The 20,102-nt window shown below is 42.2% G+C and carries 18 protein-coding genes; 15 read left to right on the plus strand and 3 right to left on the minus strand.

Annotation, left to right across the window (positions count from 1 at the left end; all coding sequences use genetic code 11):
- The 5 genes from NSU15_RS05095 (at position 1) to NSU15_RS05115 (ending at position 5,650) form a co-directional block, all read left to right on the plus strand.
- Positions 1 to 1,428 carry a DUF1116 domain-containing protein gene (locus NSU15_RS05095; RefSeq protein WP_339289436.1) on the plus strand — a complete coding sequence of 476 codons (1,428 nt, stop codon included), beginning with the start codon at positions 1 to 3 and terminating at the stop codon, positions 1,426 to 1,428.
- Positions 1,429 to 1,527: 99 nt separating this feature from the next.
- Positions 1,528 to 2,673, plus strand: a complete 1,146-nt coding sequence (locus NSU15_RS05100) for an ankyrin repeat domain-containing protein (protein WP_339289437.1) — start codon at positions 1,528 to 1,530, stop codon at positions 2,671 to 2,673.
- A gap of 31 nt (positions 2,674 to 2,704) precedes the next feature.
- On the plus strand, positions 2,705 to 3,655 hold the full coding sequence (gene arcC, locus NSU15_RS05105; RefSeq protein WP_042124596.1) for a carbamate kinase: 951 nt from the start codon (positions 2,705 to 2,707) through the stop codon (positions 3,653 to 3,655).
- A 72-nt stretch (positions 3,656 to 3,727) separates the two neighbouring features.
- The gene (locus NSU15_RS05110) at positions 3,728 to 5,182 is read left to right on the plus strand and encodes a cytosine permease (RefSeq protein ID WP_339289439.1); all 1,455 of its coding nucleotides are present in this window, start codon (positions 3,728 to 3,730) and stop codon (positions 5,180 to 5,182) included.
- A 15-nt stretch (positions 5,183 to 5,197) separates the two neighbouring features.
- Complete coding sequence (locus tag NSU15_RS05115) at positions 5,198 to 5,650, plus strand: nucleoside deaminase (RefSeq protein WP_339289441.1); 453 nt, start codon at positions 5,198 to 5,200, stop codon at positions 5,648 to 5,650.
- A gap of 65 nt (positions 5,651 to 5,715) precedes the next feature.
- On the opposite strand, the gene NSU15_RS05120 is transcribed toward NSU15_RS05115, so the two are convergent.
- Positions 5,716 to 6,588 (minus strand): alpha/beta hydrolase, encoded by an 873-nt coding sequence (locus NSU15_RS05120; RefSeq protein WP_042131873.1) that lies wholly within the window; start codon positions 6,586 to 6,588, stop codon positions 5,716 to 5,718.
- 121 nt (positions 6,589 to 6,709) lie between these two features.
- On the opposite strand from NSU15_RS05120, the gene NSU15_RS05125 reads away from it, so the two are divergent.
- From NSU15_RS05125 to NSU15_RS05155, 7 genes are all read left to right on the plus strand, one after another.
- Complete coding sequence (locus NSU15_RS05125; protein WP_339289442.1) at positions 6,710 to 7,951, plus strand: M20 family metallo-hydrolase; 1,242 nt, start codon at positions 6,710 to 6,712, stop codon at positions 7,949 to 7,951.
- Positions 7,952 to 8,267: 316 nt separating this feature from the next.
- Positions 8,268 to 9,245 carry a ring-cleaving dioxygenase gene (locus NSU15_RS05130; RefSeq protein WP_339289443.1) on the plus strand — a complete coding sequence of 326 codons (978 nt, stop codon included), beginning with the start codon at positions 8,268 to 8,270 and terminating at the stop codon, positions 9,243 to 9,245.
- Positions 9,246 to 9,262: 17 nt separating this feature from the next.
- Complete coding sequence (locus NSU15_RS05135) at positions 9,263 to 9,868, plus strand: flavin reductase family protein (RefSeq protein ID WP_339289444.1); 606 nt, start codon at positions 9,263 to 9,265, stop codon at positions 9,866 to 9,868.
- A 164-nt stretch (positions 9,869 to 10,032) separates the two neighbouring features.
- Positions 10,033 to 10,608 (plus strand): TetR/AcrR family transcriptional regulator, encoded by a 576-nt coding sequence (locus tag NSU15_RS05140; protein WP_339289445.1) that lies wholly within the window; start codon positions 10,033 to 10,035, stop codon positions 10,606 to 10,608.
- A gap of 68 nt (positions 10,609 to 10,676) precedes the next feature.
- Positions 10,677 to 11,546 carry an NAD(P)-dependent oxidoreductase gene (locus tag NSU15_RS05145; RefSeq protein WP_339289447.1) on the plus strand — a complete coding sequence of 290 codons (870 nt, stop codon included), beginning with the start codon at positions 10,677 to 10,679 and terminating at the stop codon, positions 11,544 to 11,546.
- A 69-nt stretch (positions 11,547 to 11,615) separates the two neighbouring features.
- Positions 11,616 to 12,668: an LLM class flavin-dependent oxidoreductase gene (locus NSU15_RS05150; RefSeq protein ID WP_339289449.1), complete on the plus strand. Its 1,053-nt coding sequence runs from the start codon at positions 11,616 to 11,618 to the stop codon at positions 12,666 to 12,668.
- A 39-nt stretch (positions 12,669 to 12,707) separates the two neighbouring features.
- Positions 12,708 to 13,676, plus strand: coding sequence for an alpha/beta hydrolase (locus NSU15_RS05155; protein WP_339289451.1), 969 nt, complete (start codon positions 12,708 to 12,710; stop codon positions 13,674 to 13,676).
- A 157-nt stretch (positions 13,677 to 13,833) separates the two neighbouring features.
- On the opposite strand, the gene NSU15_RS05160 is transcribed toward NSU15_RS05155, so the two are convergent.
- Positions 13,834 to 14,373 carry an NADPH-dependent FMN reductase gene (locus NSU15_RS05160; RefSeq protein WP_042124617.1) on the minus strand — a complete coding sequence of 180 codons (540 nt, stop codon included), beginning with the start codon at positions 14,371 to 14,373 and terminating at the stop codon, positions 13,834 to 13,836.
- A gap of 280 nt (positions 14,374 to 14,653) precedes the next feature.
- On the opposite strand from NSU15_RS05160, the gene NSU15_RS05165 reads away from it, so the two are divergent.
- The 3 genes from NSU15_RS05165 (at position 14,654) to NSU15_RS05175 (ending at position 18,468) form a co-directional block, all read left to right on the plus strand.
- Positions 14,654 to 15,106: a MarR family transcriptional regulator gene (locus NSU15_RS05165; RefSeq protein WP_042124619.1), complete on the plus strand. Its 453-nt coding sequence runs from the start codon at positions 14,654 to 14,656 to the stop codon at positions 15,104 to 15,106.
- 11 nt (positions 15,107 to 15,117) lie between these two features.
- Positions 15,118 to 16,329, plus strand: a complete 1,212-nt coding sequence (locus NSU15_RS05170; RefSeq protein ID WP_042124621.1) for an MFS transporter — start codon at positions 15,118 to 15,120, stop codon at positions 16,327 to 16,329.
- Between the two features lie 369 nt (positions 16,330 to 16,698).
- On the plus strand, positions 16,699 to 18,468 hold the full coding sequence (locus NSU15_RS05175; RefSeq protein ID WP_042124623.1) for a M3 family oligoendopeptidase: 1,770 nt from the start codon (positions 16,699 to 16,701) through the stop codon (positions 18,466 to 18,468).
- On the opposite strand, the gene NSU15_RS05180 is transcribed toward NSU15_RS05175, so the two are convergent.
- On the minus strand, positions 18,465 to 20,045 hold the full coding sequence (locus NSU15_RS05180) for a bifunctional metallophosphatase/5'-nucleotidase (protein ID WP_042124625.1): 1,581 nt from the start codon (positions 20,043 to 20,045) through the stop codon (positions 18,465 to 18,467). The two genes, NSU15_RS05175 and NSU15_RS05180, sit on opposite strands and share 4 nt — an antisense overlap.
- Positions 20,046 to 20,102: the final 57 nt, after the last annotated feature.

Below are 20,102 nucleotides of genomic sequence, written 5' to 3' on the forward strand. Positions count from 1 at the left end.
ATGAGTAAAATCAATGAACTTTTTACGAATAAACTAAATGTCATTAATGTAGGCATTGAGAACTTTAGAGATGATTTGTTAAAGCAAAACGCGAATGTAACTCACTTGGAGTGGATGCCGCCAGGGAGAGGGAACCCAGAATTAATTGCTGCGCTGGATAAGCTTGAAGATCCAAGTGTTACAGATAAGATTGAAGCTGCTAACAAAGAGGCTGTCGAGCGAATTATTAATTCCCAGCCGGTACTAATTGGCTTTGACCAAGCGATCAATGTGGTTCCGGGCATGACGAAAAATACGATTTTACATGCTGGCCCGCCAATCACTTGGGAACGTATGAATGGTCCGATGAAAGGTGCGGTAACAGGAGCCATTGTATTTGAAGGCCTTGCCCCAAATATTGAAGAAGCCGCTGAACTAGCTGCATCTGGAGAGATTACCTTCTCGCCATGTCATGAACATAACTGTGTAGGCTCCATGGCTGGTGTCACATCCGCTTCCATGTTTATGCATATTGTTGAGAATAAAACTTATGGCAATATTGCTTATACAAACTTAAGTGAGCAAATGTCCAAAATCCTTCGTATGGGTGCCAATGATGAGAGTGTTATCCAGCGTCTGATTTGGATGCGTGATGTCTTGGGTCCTATTTTAAGAGATGCGATGAAACTAAATCCAAATGGCATTGACCTGCGTTTAATGCTATCCCAAGCCCTTCATATGGGGGACGAGTGTCATAACCGAAATGTAGCTGGAACAACCCTGCTCATTCAAGCGCTAACGCCTTATATTATCCAAACCGATTTTACCGTTGAACAGAAAAAAGAAGTGTTTGAATTCGTTAGCAGCAGCGACTATTTCTCGGGTCCAACATGGATGGCGCTTTGTAAATGTGCCCTTGATGCTGCGCACGGCATTGAGAATAGTACCATTGTTACCACAATGGCTCGTAACGGAGTGGAATTTGGTATTCGTGTGAGCGGAATAGCTGGAAACGTGTGGTTTACAGGTCCTGCACAACAAGTAATTGGTCCTATGTTTGCCGGTTACAAACCAGAAGATTCTGGTCTTGATATAGGTGTCAGTGCGATCACAGAGACCTATGGCATTGGCGGATTTGCTATGGCAACTGCACCGGCGATTGTGTCGCTTGTGGGTGGTACCGTTGATGATGCAATCAGCTACACCACAAAAATGGCGGAAATCACAACCACTGAAAATCCGAACGTGACGATTCCAATGCTTGACTTTATAGGGATTCCTACAGGTATTGATATTCAAAAAGTTATTCAAACTGGAATTATGCCGATTATTAATACAGCTATTGCACATAAAGATGCCGGGATTGGAATGATTGGTGCAGGTATCGTTAACCCTCCAATCGAAGCATTTGAACAAGCATTACTTGCATTAAGTGAAAATATTAAATAAGAAAAGGGCTAACTTGTTTAGCCCACCATTCTTATTTCGAACTAGACGGACATCTCGTGTTAGGTTGTGAAGGAGTGAACAATTTTGGATAGTCTATCCTTGAATACAAAACTTATTGAGGCGAGTGAACAGGGAGAACTCGCTTCTGTTGAGAAACTATTAGGCAAAGGTGCCAGTGTTGATTATAAAGATGCTGCTGGGCGAACAGCGCTAATGGCGGCAACACAAAACAATCAAATCGCGATTGCTAAAAGATTAATAGAAGCAGGAAGTGACGTAAACACCAGAGATATTACCCAACTCTCACCGTTTATTTGCTCGGCAGCAAATGGATTCTATGAAATTCTGCGTCTCATGATTGCTGGTGGTGCTGATTTGAAGAGCGTGAATCGATTTGGAGGAACAGCGCTGTTACCATCGAGTGAAAAGGGCTACTTAAAAACCGTAGAAGCGTGTATTGATGCTGGGGTGCCAGTGAATCATGTCAATGACTTAGGCTGGTCAGCCCTGCTTGAAGCAGTCATATTGGGGAATGGCGGACGACTATATTCTGACATTATTGAAGCGCTTGTTCATGCAGGGGCAGATGTGCATTTGCCTGATCGAGATGGGCTCTCATCCCTACAACATGCCGAAGAGAACGGTCAGCATAAAGTCGTGAAGATTCTAGAACATAGCTTCCAAGAAAATAACGAATATGTGAAGCAGGCAAAGGCTCTCGCTAACAGCGATCAATATGAAGAAGCTATATCTGTCATGGACAGGGCGCTGGAAGTGGATGCTGACAACCTGGATTTCATCTATTATAAAGGTTATTTCTTGCAGGAATTAAAGAGATACGAAGAGGCACTTCAATGCTATGAAAGCGTTTTATCTATGGATCCTGCTAATTTAGAATTCTATTTCTATACAGCGAATTGTTTAAGACTATGGAAAAAACCTGAGGAGGCTCTTCAGGAATATGATAAAGCCTGTGAGCTGGCACCTAATGAAACGTTCTATCGTTACCACAAATCAAATTATTTAAGAGAGCTTGGGAGACACGAAGAAGCAGTTATTGAGATGGATAAGCTGCTAGCTGTTCAGCCGAATAGATATGACTTCTTCTTCCATAAGGCGAACAGTCTAAGATCGCTTGGGAAGCATAAAGAAGCCATTGAAGCCATCGAAAACGCAATAAAGAATGACCCAACGAACCCGTTATACCATTCACACAAAAAGCAATCTATTGAGTTACTCGGTTAGAGCATAAGAATTGCAACATAGGAGGCACCAGATGAAAGAGACTATAATCGTTGCTATTGGAGGAAACTCATTGGTCAAGGAAAATGGCTTGGATTCGATTCATGACCAATCTGAAGCAGTAAAAGAAGTGGTCGTCAATATTGTTGATATGGTGCAAGAAGGCTACAATGTCGTCGTTACTCATGGTAACGGGCCACAAGTAGGGTTTGGACTAAGAAGATCTGAGATTGCACATGAGATTGCCGGTATGTCTCCTGTTCCACTAGTGAACTGTGGAGCTGATACACAAGGTGGAATCGGTTATTTAATTCAACAAGCTTTAATTAATGAATTTGCAGTTAGAGGGATCCATAAGAATGTGGCTACGGTTATCACGCAAGTTGAAGTAAGCTCAGAAGATCCTAATTTTAAGAATCCGACGAAGCCGGTGGGATCTTTCTTTTCCCAAGAGCAAGCTGAAGAAATGAAACAAGAGCATCCTGAATGGAGCTTTGTAGAAGACTCTGGCCGAGGATACCGTAGAGTTGTTCCGTCCCCAAGACCTATAGATATTGTGGAGAAAGACGCAATTAAGTCATTAATCGATGGGGGATTTGTCGTTGTCGCTGCAGGCGGTGGAGGTATCGCAGTCGTGAAGTCTGATGATAACACGTACAAAGGTATCGATGCAGTTATCGATAAGGATTTTGCCACGAGTCTTTTAGCAGAACAAATCCATGCGGAGACATTAATTATTACAACGGGAGTGTCTAGAGTATGCATCAACTATGGTAAGCCGAATCAAAAAGAGCTTTCCAAAATGACGGTTGATGAGACTAAACAATATGTACTGGAAAATCACTTCCCAGCAGGAAGTATGCTGCCTAAAATCGAGGCAAGTTTAAGCTTCTTAGAGAACAGCGGAACGCGGGTTATTATTACGAATCCGGAAAGCTTGAAAGATGCGATTAATGAAAAGGCAGGCACTCATATCGTAAAGTAAATTTAAGATTTTAGTTCCTCCAGACTTCCGTAGTACACCTAATAACTATATTAAGAGGCGGGAAGTGTAGACATGGATCAAGCAAAATTGGAACAAAATTATGATAAGTACAAATCATACGGTTACGGTGAGGAATTACTGCCTAAAAAGCCTGACCAAAGAGACTGGGGAATGTCCAACTATATAACACTCTGGATGGGCGCTGTTCATAATATTATGTCGTATATGACAGTAGCAGGTTTCTTCGTCTTAGGGTTGAACACAACACAAGTGCTTTTTGCCGTCATGCTTTCAGCCATCATTGTCTCCGCATTTTATGCTTTAAATGGGTATTCTGCTTCCAAATACGGGCTGCCATTCGCGATGTTGCTTCGTGATTCGTTTGGGGTAAAGGGAGCGATTATACCTGCATTAATACGAGGCCTTGTTGCCGGATTAGTATTCTTTGGAACCACTACTGTTGTAGGTGCAGAATCGCTAAATGTTATATTTGCCAGATTTATTCCGAATTATATGGATTTAGGCGGTGGCTTTACATTATTCGGGTTAGCATTCCCGACAATGATCTCTTACGCAATTCTTTGGACAGCAACGGTTCTGTTGTTCTTAGGCGGAATGAAAACATTAGGTAAGTTCGGTAACTGGTCATCTCCAGTAGTGTATGTGTTTATTATTGGTGCTGCTGTTTGGGCGATCAAGATTGCTGGAGGGTTCGGACCGATTTTAGAGTATGTACCAGCGAATCCAAGTTCCAGTCCGCTAGTCTTTATCGCTTGCGTGAGTGCATTGGTATCTAACTGGGCGGGTCCTGTGGTGAATATGTCAGACTTCACGCATCGTGCGAAATCACCAAAAGCGGCTATGATTGGATTGCCTGTAGGGTTTATCTTGTCTTATATTCTTTTTGCCATCACTTGTGTGGCTTTAATCGCGGGTACTGAAATTGCCTTTGGTGAACCGATCTTTAATATCGTTCATGCCATTGATAAAATTGAAAACACTTTCGTGGTTGTTGTATTGATTCTTGCGCTAAACGTAGGAGCAATCGCCTTCGTAGTGTTTGCAAACTTATTACCAGCGGGCTTGCAAATGTCATCCCTTTTCCCGAAAAAATTCACTGTAAAGACTGCAGGTGTCTTAACAGCTATTGTTGGAACTTTGATTTTGCCATGGAAGCTTGTAGAAAGTACGACGACCTTATTTTACTTCTATAGCTTTATCGGGTCCATCTTTGGTCCAATTGCGGGTATTATGCTTTCAAGCTTCTTTATTCATCGGAAAAGAGTATTAAATCTTGATAATATCTATGTCCCAACAGGCAGCAACGGTGAATATAAGAATGGTTACAATCCTGTTGCGATGGCTGTTCTAGCAGTCAGCTTCATCCTTCCTATGTCAGGTGCATTTCTTAAGGGTATCCCCTTCCTAGTTAGGATGAATGATTTTGCTTTCTTTAGTGGTTTAATTGTTTCGTTTGTTCTATACACCATCTTTAGCAAAACACTAAAATCATCCCAATTAAACTAGAGGAGGAATTTTGAAATGGATTACATGAAATTGGCGGTAGATGCAACGATCGAGGGTATGAATAAGAAATTTGGGGGCCCGTTTGGTGCAACGATTGTTCGAGGCGATGAAGTAATTGCAGCGGTTAGCAATACGATGATGAGAGATACGGATCCTTCTGCACATGCGGAAATGGTAGCCATCCGAGAAGCCTGCAAAAAGCTAGACACCATGGACTTATCGGATTGCGTAATATACGCAACCTGTGAACCCTGTCCAATGTGTATGGGCGCTATCATTTGGTCAGGTGTTAAAGAAGTTCATTATTGCAGCACAAGAGACGATGCGAAAGAGCATGGCTTCTCTGACATCCACCTTCGTGAATATTTTGTGGGTCATGATGAGAGTATTGTCAATATGATTAAAGTGGAAGCAAGAGAAGATTGCGATCATTTATGGACGCATTTCCACGAATTAAACAAGAAATAATTCAGGCGGTATCCTATATTTTCCGGCACTATTTTAGTGCCGGATTTTCCTGTTCTTTTACAGAACTACTCAGTAAGATGAAGCTGAAGGAAATCAATCACCTGATGAAGAGCTTTTTGCACTACAGGATTATTGAAATCTTTTTCAAATACATGCTCTCCGTTAGGAATGGTTATAAGCTTTGCGGGTACCCCTTCTTTCACTAGCGCAGCTCTCATGAATGCTGATTGTTCATAGGGTACATCTACATCATTTGTTCCGTGCAATAACAATGTAGGGGGGAATTCCTTAGTTACATGATGAATAGGACAGAATTTGAGGAGTTCTTCCTTATGTAGAGAAGGATTCAAACCCGTCACTTCTTGTATCCACTGACCGGATTGTCTAGCATATAAATAGAGAAGAAAACGTTCGTCAACGGTTGCGTTCGTAATGATTTGATCAGACACCGTACTTTTTGCAATCTCCATAGAGACGATATCTTTTTCACAATAGAATTTACTAGGTTCTAGTGCCCATTGTGCACTAATATCGCCATATCCATAGAAGGAGACAATCGCACGCGGCTTATGGGTAAACATTCCTGTGCATAGCGCAAGGAAACCACCTGCGGAGCTTCCCACCACAGCAATCCTTGAGGGATCAATGGAGAATTCCTTGGGTCCTTCATTCACTAACCAAAGAAGGCCGTCTTGGACATCTTCAAGGATGTCAGATAGGGTTGATCTAGGAGCTAATCTATAATCAATCGAAAACAGCGCAAAGCCATTATTGGTGTAGAGTTGTATCATTTCCTCGGATAGATCTTCTCGATCACCCCAAAGTAGGCCGCCTCCGTGAATGTATACAATAGCAGGGGCTTGGGAACGGTTTGTTTCATAAAAATCAGCTTTAATTGTAAATTGATCATTTTCTTTAAAAATAACGGTCTTCTTCATCACTATCCAATACACCTCATCAAGTAAGTAATTTTTAAAGATTAGCACTACCTCTATTGTATATCATTCACGAATTTTGATGAAACCATAATCATGAATACCCAGGATTGGAGATACTGGCATGGATAGAAAGAGCAGATATCAGGCATTATTTGATAATATTAATCAATACAATTCGGGTGAGAAGGGCATCACTAGAATTGCCTATACAAATGAAGAGCAGACCTGTACGAGTGCTTTTATGCGGATGTGTAAGGCTGAGAATTTAGATATTCGGATGGATCATTGCGGAAATGTGATTGCTAGAAGAAATGGGAAGATAGAAGGGCTTCCACCCGTTGTAATGGGCTCTCACTTGGATACGGTATATCAAGGAGGGAAGTACGATGGTGTGGTAGGTGTAACGGCTGCCTTGGAAGTAATCAAACGTTTAAACGAAAAAGGGATTGAAACGGATCATCCGATCGAAGTTATTTCATTTGCCTGTGAAGAATCCTCGCGGTTTGGTATTTCAACAGTAGGCAGCAAAGTAATGGCAGGGTTATTTCAGAAGGAGAAATACAAAGGTTTAAAGGACAAAGATGGGATTACCATGGAAAAAGCATTTTCGCTATGCGCATTAGATTATAACAGTATTGATCAGGCGAGTAGAGGGGATGAAGTACTAAAAGCGTTTTTCGAATTACATATTGAGCAAGGTCCCGTCTTAATAAACAATAATAAAAAAATAGGAATTGTGACTGGAATTGCTGCACCCGTGAGACTTCATATTCAAATATCAGGGAAAGCATCCCACTCTGGAACGACCCCTATGAATATGAGAAAAGATGCTTTTCTAGGTGCGTCAGAAATAGCACTTGAGCTTGAAAAAGCAGCTAAACTCGAGCAAGAATATGGAACGGTTGCGACCCTTGGGGTGATAGACATCTTAAATGGTGCTATGAACGTGGTTCCGGGAGAAGTTGAAATTAAAATTGATATCAGATCTACTTCAGTGGCATCCAGACAACGTGTGTTAAGCCATTTATATCAAACGATATCCTCAGTACAAGCAAGCAGACAACTTGAAATTGCGAGTACGGAGATCATTTCGGAGGAACCTGTCCTATTATCAGATGAGATCAGTCATGTTCTAGAATCCATTTGTGAAGAGAAGGGGATATTGAGTCAACGGATGATCAGCGGGGCAGGACATGATGCTATGAACATGAACAAACTTTGCCCAGTAGGGCTTATCTTTGTTCCTTCTGTAGATGGACTTAGTCATCATCCTAATGAATATACAGAAATGGACGATATTATTTTGGGAATTGATATCTTAGAAGAAGCTGTTCTTCGTTATGCGTTCGCAAGACAAGCGTAGGTTCATCTTTCACTGAATTTATTAATGGCAGAGGTAATTTGAAACCGAACAGCCTTGTGATTCTTCACATCCTGAACAAGGCTGTTCTCTTTTATAGTGTTTGGTTGACAATAACAAAGGAGTGTGTTAAATTTATCTTAAGTTAAAGATAATTAATGTAAAGATAGTTTAAAAGTATTGTTTTATGAAACATAGGAACAATGTTGGAAAACAAATTTTTTTGATAGATATCTTAACATTAAGATAATTCAATTAATCTTTCTTAATTTAGGGAATTATATTGCAAAATCAAACTAAACTTTAGGAGTGTATAATCATGAGAAATCTAAAAGGGATTCACCACGTAACAGCCATCACCAGCAGCGCAGAGAAGAATTATGAGTTTTTTACTTACGTATTGGGAATGCGTCTAGTGAAGAAGACCGTCAACCAAGATGATATCCAAACGTATCACTTGTTTTTCGCGGATGATAAGGGCAGTGCCGGAACAGATATGACGTTCTTTGACTTCCCTAACATTCCTAAAGGGGTACACGGTACCAATGAGATTGCTAAAACATCCTTTCGAGTACCAACAGATGCTGCATTAGACTACTGGGTAAAGCGTTTTGATCGCCTTGATGTGAAGCATTCCGGAATTAAAGAGCAATTCGGCAAAAAGATATTATCCTTCGTAGATTTTGATGACCAACAATATCAACTGATCTCGGATGAATTTAATGAAGGGGTTGCATCAGGTACACCATGGCAAAAAGGACCGATTCCTTTAGAGTTTGCGATAACGGGTTTGGGACCGGTTTTTGTACGTATAGCTGATTTTAGCTATTTTAAAGAAATGTTGGAAAAAGTCATGATGTTCAAAGAAATTGGCCAGGAAGAGGCTTATCACTTGTTTGAAGTCGGCGAAGGCGGAAATGGTGCGCAAATTATTGTAGAGCATAATGAGGACTTACCGAATGCGCGTCAAGGCTTTGGTACCGTTCACCATGCTGCCTTCCGTGTAGAGGATCGTACCATGCTAGATGAGTGGACAAAGCATTTTGAAGAATTTGGGTTCCGTACCTCAGGGTATGTGGATCGTCATTTCTTCGAGTCGCTGTATACACGTGTTGCTCCACAAATTTTGTTCGAGCTTGCAACAGATGGTCCCGGGTTTATGGGGGATGAGGAATACGAAACGGTTGGAGAGAAACTCTCACTGCCACCATTCTTGGAGCCTAAGCGGGAGCAAATTGAGAAGTTAGTTCGTCCAATTGATACGGTAAGAAGCACGATCGATTTCGTGAAAGAGTGAAGAAGGAGCTGGGGAGATTGATTTCGATTGATCCGAAGCAAAATAGTGAGCGGGAAAATTATAAATTATTAATTGGTACTGTAATTCCTAGGCCCATTGCCTTTGTCACCACACAATCAGAAGATGGTATTTTGAATGGTGCACCGTTTAGCTACTTTAATATCGTCTCTTCTAATCCTCCGATGGTTTCACTGTCTATACAAAGACCAGCAGGGCGATTAAAAGATACAGCCCGTAATATTTATAACAATCATGAGTTTGTTGTGCATATTGTGGATGGTGAGAATGTTGGGAAGATCAATCAAACCGCAGCCTCATTGCCAAGAGCAAAAAGTGAAATTGAACTAGCGAATCTTACACCGGTCCCAAGTGAAAATGTAACTGTACCTGGTGTATTAGAAGCAAAGGTTCGAATGGAATGTAAGCTTATACAAGCGATACCTCTAGGGGCAGAAGAACCTGGGAGTGATTTATTTATCGGCGAAATCGTTCAGTTTCATATCGATGAATCGATCTATCAGGTGGGTCGGATTGACCCTAGAGCCTTAAATGCAGTGAGTCGTTTGGCGGGATCAAATTACGCTACGATTGGTGAAATTTTTGAAATTGAAAGACCGGAATAATAAACTAAGACCTGTTCGTAAGCGATGAAGCCTATCGAGCAGGTTTTTTTGTGGGCTGTTTATAGTCATCAGCTATGCCAAGCAAACCGTAAGGTTATCTCTCGAAGTTTATCTGGACTGATCGTTCCAGATATGTTATATTGCCATTACAGGAGGTGTTACTCATGGCAAGGACAAGAGAGTTTAACGAGGATCAAGCACTACATCAAGCGATGCTGTTGTTTTGGAAAAAGGGTTATGAGGCAACAAGCATACCGGACTTGCTGCAGGTTATGGGCATTAGCCGATCTAGTCTTTACGATACTTTTTCTGACAAGCAAACGTTGTACATTGCCGCACTGGAACATTACAAAAAGGTTAGCTTCAATAAACAGGTCATTCTTGAACGGGCGTCAAGCGTTAGAGCAGGGATTCAACAATTTTTTGAGCAACATATTACTTCAGCGTACGATACGAGCCTACCCGGCGGGTGTTTTGTAACGAATGCAGCTACAACACTAGAGTCGCGGGATGAAAAAATAAATGAATTGATAAAGACTAGTTTTTTGAATTTAGAAGAGGCTTTTTGCGAGCTTTTGGAAAAAGGCCGACAATCAGGTGAAATTGATAAAACCACTGATGTCAAAGCGTGGTCTTATTTATTGCTGAATCTACATCAAAGCATAAATATTATGGCAAAAGCAGATCAAGATCAGCAACGTGCCAAAGAGATGATAAACTTTGTAATTGCAGAAATATAATTTTTTTTGGTTATTCTGGAACGATCGTTCCGTTATTGTAAATCATCCTTAATGCGGAGAAGAGACTTATGAAAATATCATTTATCGGGCTTGGGAAAATGGGTTTTCCAATGGCCCAAAATTTGTTGAAAGCTGGTTATGAATTAATCGTTTTTAATCGTACTCGTGAAAAAGCGCAACCCCTAATAGATCAGGGAGCGTATTATGCCGAGACACCATTGGAGGCAGCAAAAAAGAGCGATATGGTCATAACCATGCTTTCTGACGATGCCGCTTTGGAGGAGATTGTTGAGGGTCCGAATGGAATTTTGAATGGATTATCAGAAAAAGGAATTCACATATCTGCCAGTACGATCAGTGTAGATCTGGCTCGGAAATTATCCGCGGCGCATGCGGAGAGAAAGCAATACTTTGTGTCTGCCACAGTGCTGGGGCGTCCGGATGCCGCTAAAGCAGCTAAATTGCGCATCATTTTGGCAGGTCCGGAGCAAGCCAGACAACAGTTAATTCCTGTTTTAGAACAATTAGGTCAGGAAATATTCGAGATTGGGGATTATAGCGAAGAAGGAAATGTTGTGAAAATAGGTGTAAACTTTTTAATTGCTTCTATGCTGGAAGCTTTATCAGAAACGCAGCTGATGGTAGAAAAGTATGGCATAGAGCCAGCCCGTTTTATGGATGTGGTGAATGCTCTTTTTCAATCTCCCTTATATCAGAACTATGGGGCGATAATGACAGAACAGCGGTTTGAACCAGCTGGGTTTAATATGAAGCTAGGGCTGAAGGATGTTGCACTGGCTATAGAGGCAGCGCAGTCCGTCCAAGCTCCTCTACCTTTGGGCCAACTTATCCATCATCATTTATCTGAAGGAATAGCCCGTGGTTATGGTGAGATGGATTGGACCGCTTTAATCCGTTGTCTAGAGCATTCTTCTTAAAAAAATAGGTTTGCCCCAATCTCTGTTGGTTGTAGTCCAGGAGAAAAATTAAAAGAGGTGTGATAAACCATGGAAATAGGTGTTACTTCGTTCGTAGAAACAAAGCCGGATATTGAGACTGGAATTGTAATGAGTCACGCACAGCGATTACGAGAAGTAGTCGAAGAAATCGTACTTGCGGATCGGGTGGGACTTGATGTTTTTGGCATAGGTGAGCATCATCGTGAAGATTATGCAGCTTCTTCACCAGCAATCGTGTTGTCCGCTGCTGCGTCCTTGACTAAACGGATTCGCCTGGCTAGTGCTGTGACGGTCCTTTCATCTGCTGATCCTGTACGTGTGTTTCAGGATTTTGCTATGCTTGACGGCATCTCCAATGGACGTGCCGAGATTATAGCGGGCAGAGGTTCATTCGTTGAATCCTTTCCGTTGTTTGGTTATGGCCTACATGACTATGAGGAGCTATTCAATGAAAATATCGAACTGCTTATGAAAATACGGGATTCCGAGAAAGTAACATGGAAGGGAGGCCATCGGCCAGCAATTCATAATTTGGGCGTATACCCGCGGCCCGTCCAAAACTCTTTACCTATATGGATTGGCAGCGGAGGTACGCAAAGCTCTGCCGTTCGTGCAGGACTTTTGGGTCTGCCATTGATGTTGGCGATCATTGGCGGGAATCCAATGAATTTTGCTCCGCTTGTAGAGCTGTACAAGAAGGGGGCGGCCCGCGCTGGACATGATGTATCGCAGCTTCAGGTGGGATCTCATTCGATTGGATTCGTCGCAGAAGATACGGAACGGGCAGCAGATATCTTTTTTCCATCTACCCAATATGGCATGAACAAGCTCGGGAAAGAACGAGGATGGTCGTATTACGACCGTTCCAGCTATGATGCGGCCCGAAGCTTTGATGGCGCATTGTACGTTGGAGATCCAGAAACAGTTGCTCAGAAGATCATTCATCTACGGAAGCATGTAGGTATTACACGCTTTATGATGTATGTTCCACTAAGCACGATGCCACATGAGCAGGTGTTGCGGGCTATAGAACTGCTCGGAACGGAGGTTGCTCCACGAGTACGAGAGGAAATTGCCAAGTGGGAAGCTGAGAAGGAATAGGGATTATACAAGCAATCATTATTGTATTGGAGGATTTTCATGAGTATCGATAAACGTATACTACCAGAATTAAGAGAGGCATATTCACAATTTCCAGGGTTTCAATTGGAAGAGAATTTAGAGTGGAGCAGAAGTTTAGTGTCGGCTCCGCCAGTGAAGAGATCAGAGCATGTAAACACAACCAGTCGAAAAATACCGGGTGTTGCAGGGGAGATGCTGGTAAAAATATATGAACCTGCTGGGCGAAATGCTGACAAGCTTCCAGCTATGCTGTGGATTCACGGGGGAGGATACGTATTAGGACATCCTGATATGGATGACGAGTTGTGTGAACGCTTTGTTCAGACGGCTAGATGTGTTGTCGTGTCGGTTGATTATAGGCTGGCACCCGAGCACCCCTATCCAGCTGCAATCGAAGATTGTTATGCTGGCTTAGTATGGATGACGGAAGAGGCGGAATCGCTTGGCATTGATGAGAATCGGGTTGCGATTGCTGGTGCAAGCGGTGGCGGCGGGCTGACAGCAGCACTTGCGCTGATGGCACGAGATAAAGGTGGACCCTCCATTATCTTTCAGATGCCGTTGTATCCGATGCTCGACAACCGTAACATTACGCCATCAAGCCATGAGATTACGGAAGAAGGTGCAATCTGGAACCGGACGGACAACTTAACGGCTTGGAACATGTACCTGGGCGAGGAGAACGATGCCAGTAGGATATCTTCCTATGCGGTACCAACGAGAGCGGAGAACTTAGCAGGACTGCCACCAACCTATACATGTGTAGGTCAGCTTGATCTATTCCGAGATGAGACGATCGAATATGTAACACGACTTGCGCAAGCAGGTGTAGATATCGAATTTCACCTGTATCCCGGATGTTTTCATCTTTTCGAAATATTCGTTCCAGAAGCGGAAGTGAGTCAGCGCGCCGTTCAGTGCTATATAGATGCGATGGCCCGGGCACTTCACCCCAAACACTCGCCCTCCCCAAGCGAGAGCTGTTAATAATGCAAGCACAAACCATATGATCATTGCTCCTTGTTCTAAGGTGGTCATTTCATCACACACAAAAAATACACCCTTAGAATCGACCGGATAACCCATAGGTTTATCCAATGTCTATTCCAAGAGGTGTATTTCATAAGATTAAAGCAGGTTAATCTTAACGCAATGTTTTAAGCGCACCGCTCCAAGCCAATACTTGATCAAGCATGCCGTTTACATTGGTCAGGTGAAGATCCGCTGGTTTGAACACAGAACCGTTCTCGAAATCAGTGAACAGGGACAGGGCTGGATGTACACGAACGTCTGCTACTGACAGTTCTCCCAAAATTCCACGTAAATGCTCAGCTGCACGAGCGCCGCCTACGGAACCATAACTTACGATACCCGCTGCTTTGTTGTTCCAAGCTTCACGCGCGTAATCGAGTGCATTTTTCAGTGATGCGGAAATACTGTGGTTGTACTCTTGAACGATAAATACGAAACCGTCTAATGTAGCTAGCTTTGTATTCCAAGCAGTTGCTTGTTCAGTGGCATCTACTTCTCCCATTAGTGGAAGTTTGAAGTCCGCGATATCTACGATCTCATAATTAGCATCTCCACGTGCATCTGCTACCTTTTTAACCCATTCCCCTACTTGTGGGCTTAAACGACCTTGTCGAGTACTTCCCAGAATGATTCCGATGTTTAATTTAGACATTGTTTGTTCCTCCTCGATTTTTGTTCTACCAAATAGTTTGTCTAGAAATCCCATGAATTACACAACCTTCAAATAAATAATATTAAGCGTGTTACGCTCTAGTTGTCTTTAAGTTAAGTATCTTTAACATGAGATAATAATACTTCATCAAGTTTACTTTGTCAAGCAACTTAATAATAGTTAGCATATATTTTTGTCTCACCTTTACAAAATTAGTTGTCTAGAATATAATTGTTTAAGCAACTATTTAAAATGAGCTGAAATGAGAAGAGGGCTGATCATGACAACACAGCATAACCAATCCGAACTTACGTTAGGGTTTATGATGGGAACGACCTATCGTAAATTAAGTGCGTTATTCCAAAATGGGCTAAAAGAATATGATATTACACCTGAGCAATGGTCAGTTCTTTTTCAAGTCGATAGAACGGAAGGGCTGATTCAGAAGGACATCGCGAAGCGTTCAGGTAAGGATAAACCAACTACGACGCGAATTCTGGATCACTTGGAGGGAAAAGGACTGATCTATAAAAGAACGGGAGAGAATGATCGGCGTTCTTTTAAGGTTTATATTACCGAAAAAGGAAGAGCTTTGATTAAGGAGACCTTTCCTATTGAGGATCAAGTCACAGATGAGATTATGAACTGTATTTCTAGTGATGAATATGAGCTGCTCATGGGATTGCTGCTAAGAATAAACAATCATATCGATCAAATAAATGATGGAGAGTAGGAACGTAAGTTATGCCAGAACAACTAGAACTACGTACGAAGCTTTGGACCAAGTCTTTTATTGCATTAACGATTAGTGCTTTATTTTTATTTATGAATTTACAGATGCTGCTATCTTCATTTCCGTCTTATGTAAAAAGTGAATTTCAAGCCGGAGATATTATGGTCAGCTTGGTTACAAGTGTATTTGCGCTAACTGCGATTGCTTCACGTTTTATGACTGCTTTTCTGATGCGGAGGGTTAGCCGCAATGTACTATTATATATTGGGTTAGCTATCGCGGCCGCCATAACCGGTCTTTATGTGGTAGCAGACTCCATCGGTTCACTATTGCTGATGCGGGTAGGCTATGGGATTGGGTTCGGGATTGCCAGCACGATTATTCCCACGATTGTTTCACAGATTATTCCTAGCAAAAGAATGGGCGAAGGGATCGGCTATTTCGGCTTATCAACCAGTCTTGCAATGTCCATTGGTCCTATGATTGGTTTGAACGTAATGAAGCAATCGGGGTTTGGAACACTGGCGATGATGGGAACATTTACCTTGCTTCTTGCCTTTCCAGTTCTGTTCTTCTCACGTTCGCTTCCTGCTGTACCGAAAAAACAGCCTATTGAGCGATCCATTGCACCATCCAAACCACTCAAGGTTCCTTTTAATACAAAGTTAGTATTGCCTGCAATATTGAATGTCCTGATCGCGATCACTTACGGGGGATTGCTTAGCTTTATCGCTTTGTTCGGTGAATCGGTGCATTTAGAGCAAGTAGGGCTGTTCTTCTTATTTAACGCGATTACGATCATCATTATTAGACCTATCTCCGGCAGACTATTTGATAAAAAAGGACCCGCTGCTGTTCTGATTCCTGCAGCGGTTTGTGTTGTCGCGAGCTTAACGGTGCTCTCGTATACGACATCCATGCCAATGCTCATTGTATCCGCACTGCTGTATGGACTCGGCTTTGGAGCCATTCAGCCAACTATACAGGCTTGGATGCTTCGGACGTCTACACCTGCACAGTATGGTATGGCGAACAGTATGTTTTATAACTCTACAGATTTAGGGGTAGCCAGTGGGGCCATTATTCTTGGGGCAATCTCGGCGGCATCCGATTATGGGATGATGTATCGTTATTCTGCTGGGTTCATGGTGCTGTTCCTAATGATTTATATTGGGATTCAGATTACTAAGGCCAGAAATAACCCTTCAACTTTAAGTCAATAAGGGATGATTTCAGATTAAGCTAATCTTTAGGTACTATTCATATCGTTTTAAGCTAAGAGGGTTATAGTAATCACATACCCCCCTTAAATATAGACCTTGACCCTGCCGGACGTTGGCAGGGTCCTTTTTTGTTAATGAAGAGGGCAGGGATCTTTAGTTTAAGCCAATCTTTATCTACTATTCATATTCTTTTAAGCTAAGAGGGTTATAGTAATCACATAACCCCCTTATAATATAGACCTTGACCCTGCCGGACGTTGGCGGGGTCCTTTTTTTGTGTGAAGAGAGGAAGTACATTATGTCGATGCACTTTTCTGTCGTTATGGATTATGCTTAGAAGAAAGTAATTGATGGGGAAGAGGTTTGCGAATGAATATGACATGGAATTTGGATATCTTATATCCTTCCTTTGAGTCAGAGAAGTTAAAAGGGGATCGTGAGCTACTGAGTCAACATATACAAGATTTAAAGATGTGGGCTGAGAATCATTTGAAAGCGACAGCTGTTACGGCTGCACCTGTGGAGAACTTTTTAAGACTCTACAATGATTATAAAAGCGTATATGTATGTTTATTGGCCTATGCAGAGTTAACGCTTAGTGCAGACAGCAGTTGTGAGGAAGCTATGAATCTTGCGGATGATATTGAACATATAAGCTCAGAGATTGCTGGAGTAGTTGCGGGTTTTAACCGTTGGATTAGTACTTGTGATCACATAGATGAGCTTATCGTTAGCTCAACTTATCTTTTGAAGCATCGATTTTATTTAAAGGAGCTTCTTCTGCAATCCCGTTATGTATTAAATGAGGAAGTGGAAGTTGCAATTGCCAGAATGCAGAGCACGGGTTCTAAAGCGTGGGGAAGGCTCTACATGGAGAGCGTATCGAGTACACTAGCAGATGTGGTAGTACAAGGGGAAACTAAGAAAGTAACGCTTGCGGAACTAAGGAGTATGGCCTATGAGAATAACGCTGCATTAAGAAAAGCGGCTTATGAAGCCGAGGCTGAAGCTTGCAGCCGTATTGCTGGGGTTTGTGCAGCTTGCATGAATGGAATAAGCGGTGAGGCGCTAACGGTTTATGGCATGCGTGGATATCAATCTTCTCTGGAAAAGGTGTTAGTGGCATCGCGAATGGACAGTGAAACTTTATCGGCAATGCTCGCCGCTCTTCAGGAGAGTCTGCCAGCTTTTCATACCTATTATCAAAAGAAAGCCGAATTGCTGGGACATTCTACAAAGCTGCCTTTTTACGATATTTTTGCACCGATTGGCGAAGAAAGTGTAAAAATCTCTTATGAAGATGCTCAAAAAACAATTGTTTCTAGCTTCGGAACCTTTAGCGAGGAATTGGCCAGTTTAGCGCAAAAGGCTTTTGATCAGCAATGGATTGATGCAGAACCTAGAGCGGGTAAGGGTGGATATGGGCTCTGCATTGATATTTTTCCGATAGGCGAGAGCAGAATCATGACCCAGTTCACCGGAAATGCTATAGATATTAGTATCCTTGCCCATGAGCTCGGCCATGCGTATCATAGCTCCTGTCTGGGGAATGAAACGATGCTGAACACAGATTACCCGATACCGATTGCTGAAACGGCTTCGATCTTTTGCGAGACGATTGTAAATCAGGCACTACTCACTAGTTCGACCAAGAAAGAAGCGCTGCTTCTATTGGAAAGAAGTATTTCCGATGCTGGGTATTATCTTGTAGACTTCTATGCTCGTTATTTATTTGAGCTTAAATTATATGAGAGAAGAGCCTTAGGTCCGCTTCCTGTTCAAGAGCTGAACGAATTGATGATTACTTGTATGGTGGAAGCTTACGGTGAGAGCATTGATCCTGACACGATCCATCCTTACATGTGGATGAACAAGGCCGGCTATTTTATGGCTGGTTATGAATTTATGAACTTCCCGTATTCTTTCGGACTATTATTCGCTAAAGGACTCTACGCAGAATATTTAAAAAAGGGCGAGGGATTCGTCGCCCGGTATCGTCAGTTCCTTAGTGCTACCAGCAAGCATAATATTGCAGATGTAGCAAAGTTTATGGATATTGATGTACATTCCATTGATTTTTGGAGAGGGGCTTTAAAGCTGATAGAAACCGATATTAAGGCATTCATCAGCACAACTTAAACCACTCTCCAGTTGTGATCACAGGTAGCTTCAATTTGACCGCGTTTTTCAATGTAATTCGTGACAATTTCAGACATGTCGATCAGTACTTCTTTGACAATCGGCTTGCCCTTATACATCTCATAATCTCCACCGCCGCTTGCTCTATAGTTGTTCATAACAACATCATATTCCTTAGAGTCCTCTACAGGCTGTCCACGATACAGCAGATGGAGGACTCTTTTGCCTACAGGTTTATGGACATGAAGCTCGTAGTGGATGCCTTCCCACATATCATAATTGTAATGTTGCGATTTAGGTTCTACATAAGCAGGGTTAACCATTACATTTCCCTCTATATCCTTTTGAAAATAATTGGCGGTTTGTTCCAGTGCCTCTTTTATATCTCGCCCGGTCAGTCTTAGTACAGTTAGCGTGTTAGGGTAAATGAAGTTAGAAAGAATGTCTCTCCGTGTAATGGTGTTACTGAAACCCTTGCAATCGTTACTGAGCAAAGCTGATGTTGAGATTTCTACACCGGTAGCCTCCATTTGTACCTTATTCATGAATTCTATAAAGGGATGGTCAGCCATTCGGCATTCATCTGCACTAGAAATAGATAAATCACCGATAACTGTACCTATTCTCTCATCCAGCCAGATTTCTGTTTCTGATTCAAGAGTACTGCTAAGCTCTAGAAGTGCATCATCTACAGCGGTCTTGTCGTCCACAGCAAGGAGTTCGGCTTGTTTACTCTTAATCTTCCAATGCTCGTTTTCTTTTTGAAAGATTACTGAAATCTTACCTAGGGAATGCCCATTACAACCAGGCTGTATGATCGTCACACCATTTAGCTCACTAGCTATGAAGCGATGCTGATGTCCGGTAATTAACACATCTAAGCCTTCAACCTCTGTGCACATTGCGTAGGCTTGATTCTCCCCGGTTAGTCTCTCTACAGGTTCACCACTAATGAGGTCGCGCTCAAATCCGCCATGATAAGCTACAACGAGTAAATCGGGCTGTTCTTCTTCTCGTATCGTGGCACACCAAAGTTTTACAGTCTCTAACGAATCCTTAAATTGAAGTCCTTCTATATGGACAGGATTCTCCCAGTGGGGAATGTAATGTGTGGTAACCCCTAGAATGGCTACCTTGATTTTTTGGTCTACCCACTTGATGATATAAGGTTTACCAAATGCGGGCTTACATGTCGTGCGATCTATAATCCCAGCAGATAACCAAGGGAATTTGGAATCCTGAATGGCTTTATTGAGCAGTGGCTTACCAAAATTAAACTCATGGTTGCCGATAATTGCAGCGTCATATTTTAATTCGTTCAGTGCAGCTATGCCTGGATTTAATTCGTCACTGTACTGTGTGGCTGCATAATAAGCTAGCGGTGTCCCTTGAATAAGATCGCCGTTATCCAGAAGAATCAGTTCCGGACAATGGGATCTTTCTTGTTTAATAAGGCTGGCAATGGTTGCTAAGCCCTTTTGTCGTTTCTCACCTGTACGGTAATCAATGGGTCCTAAGTGCCCATGTAGATCACTTGTTATGAGGATTTCACAGGTTAAAGTGTTGTCTTTATTCATGGGAAGCCTCCTGCAAATTATAAGTTCAGACCCCCATTCTATCAGATAATTTGGAAA

Source organism: Paenibacillus sp. FSL E2-0201, assembly GCF_037963325.1.
In the GTDB taxonomy this organism is placed as follows: Bacteria; Bacillota; Bacilli; order Paenibacillales; family Paenibacillaceae; genus Paenibacillus_AQ.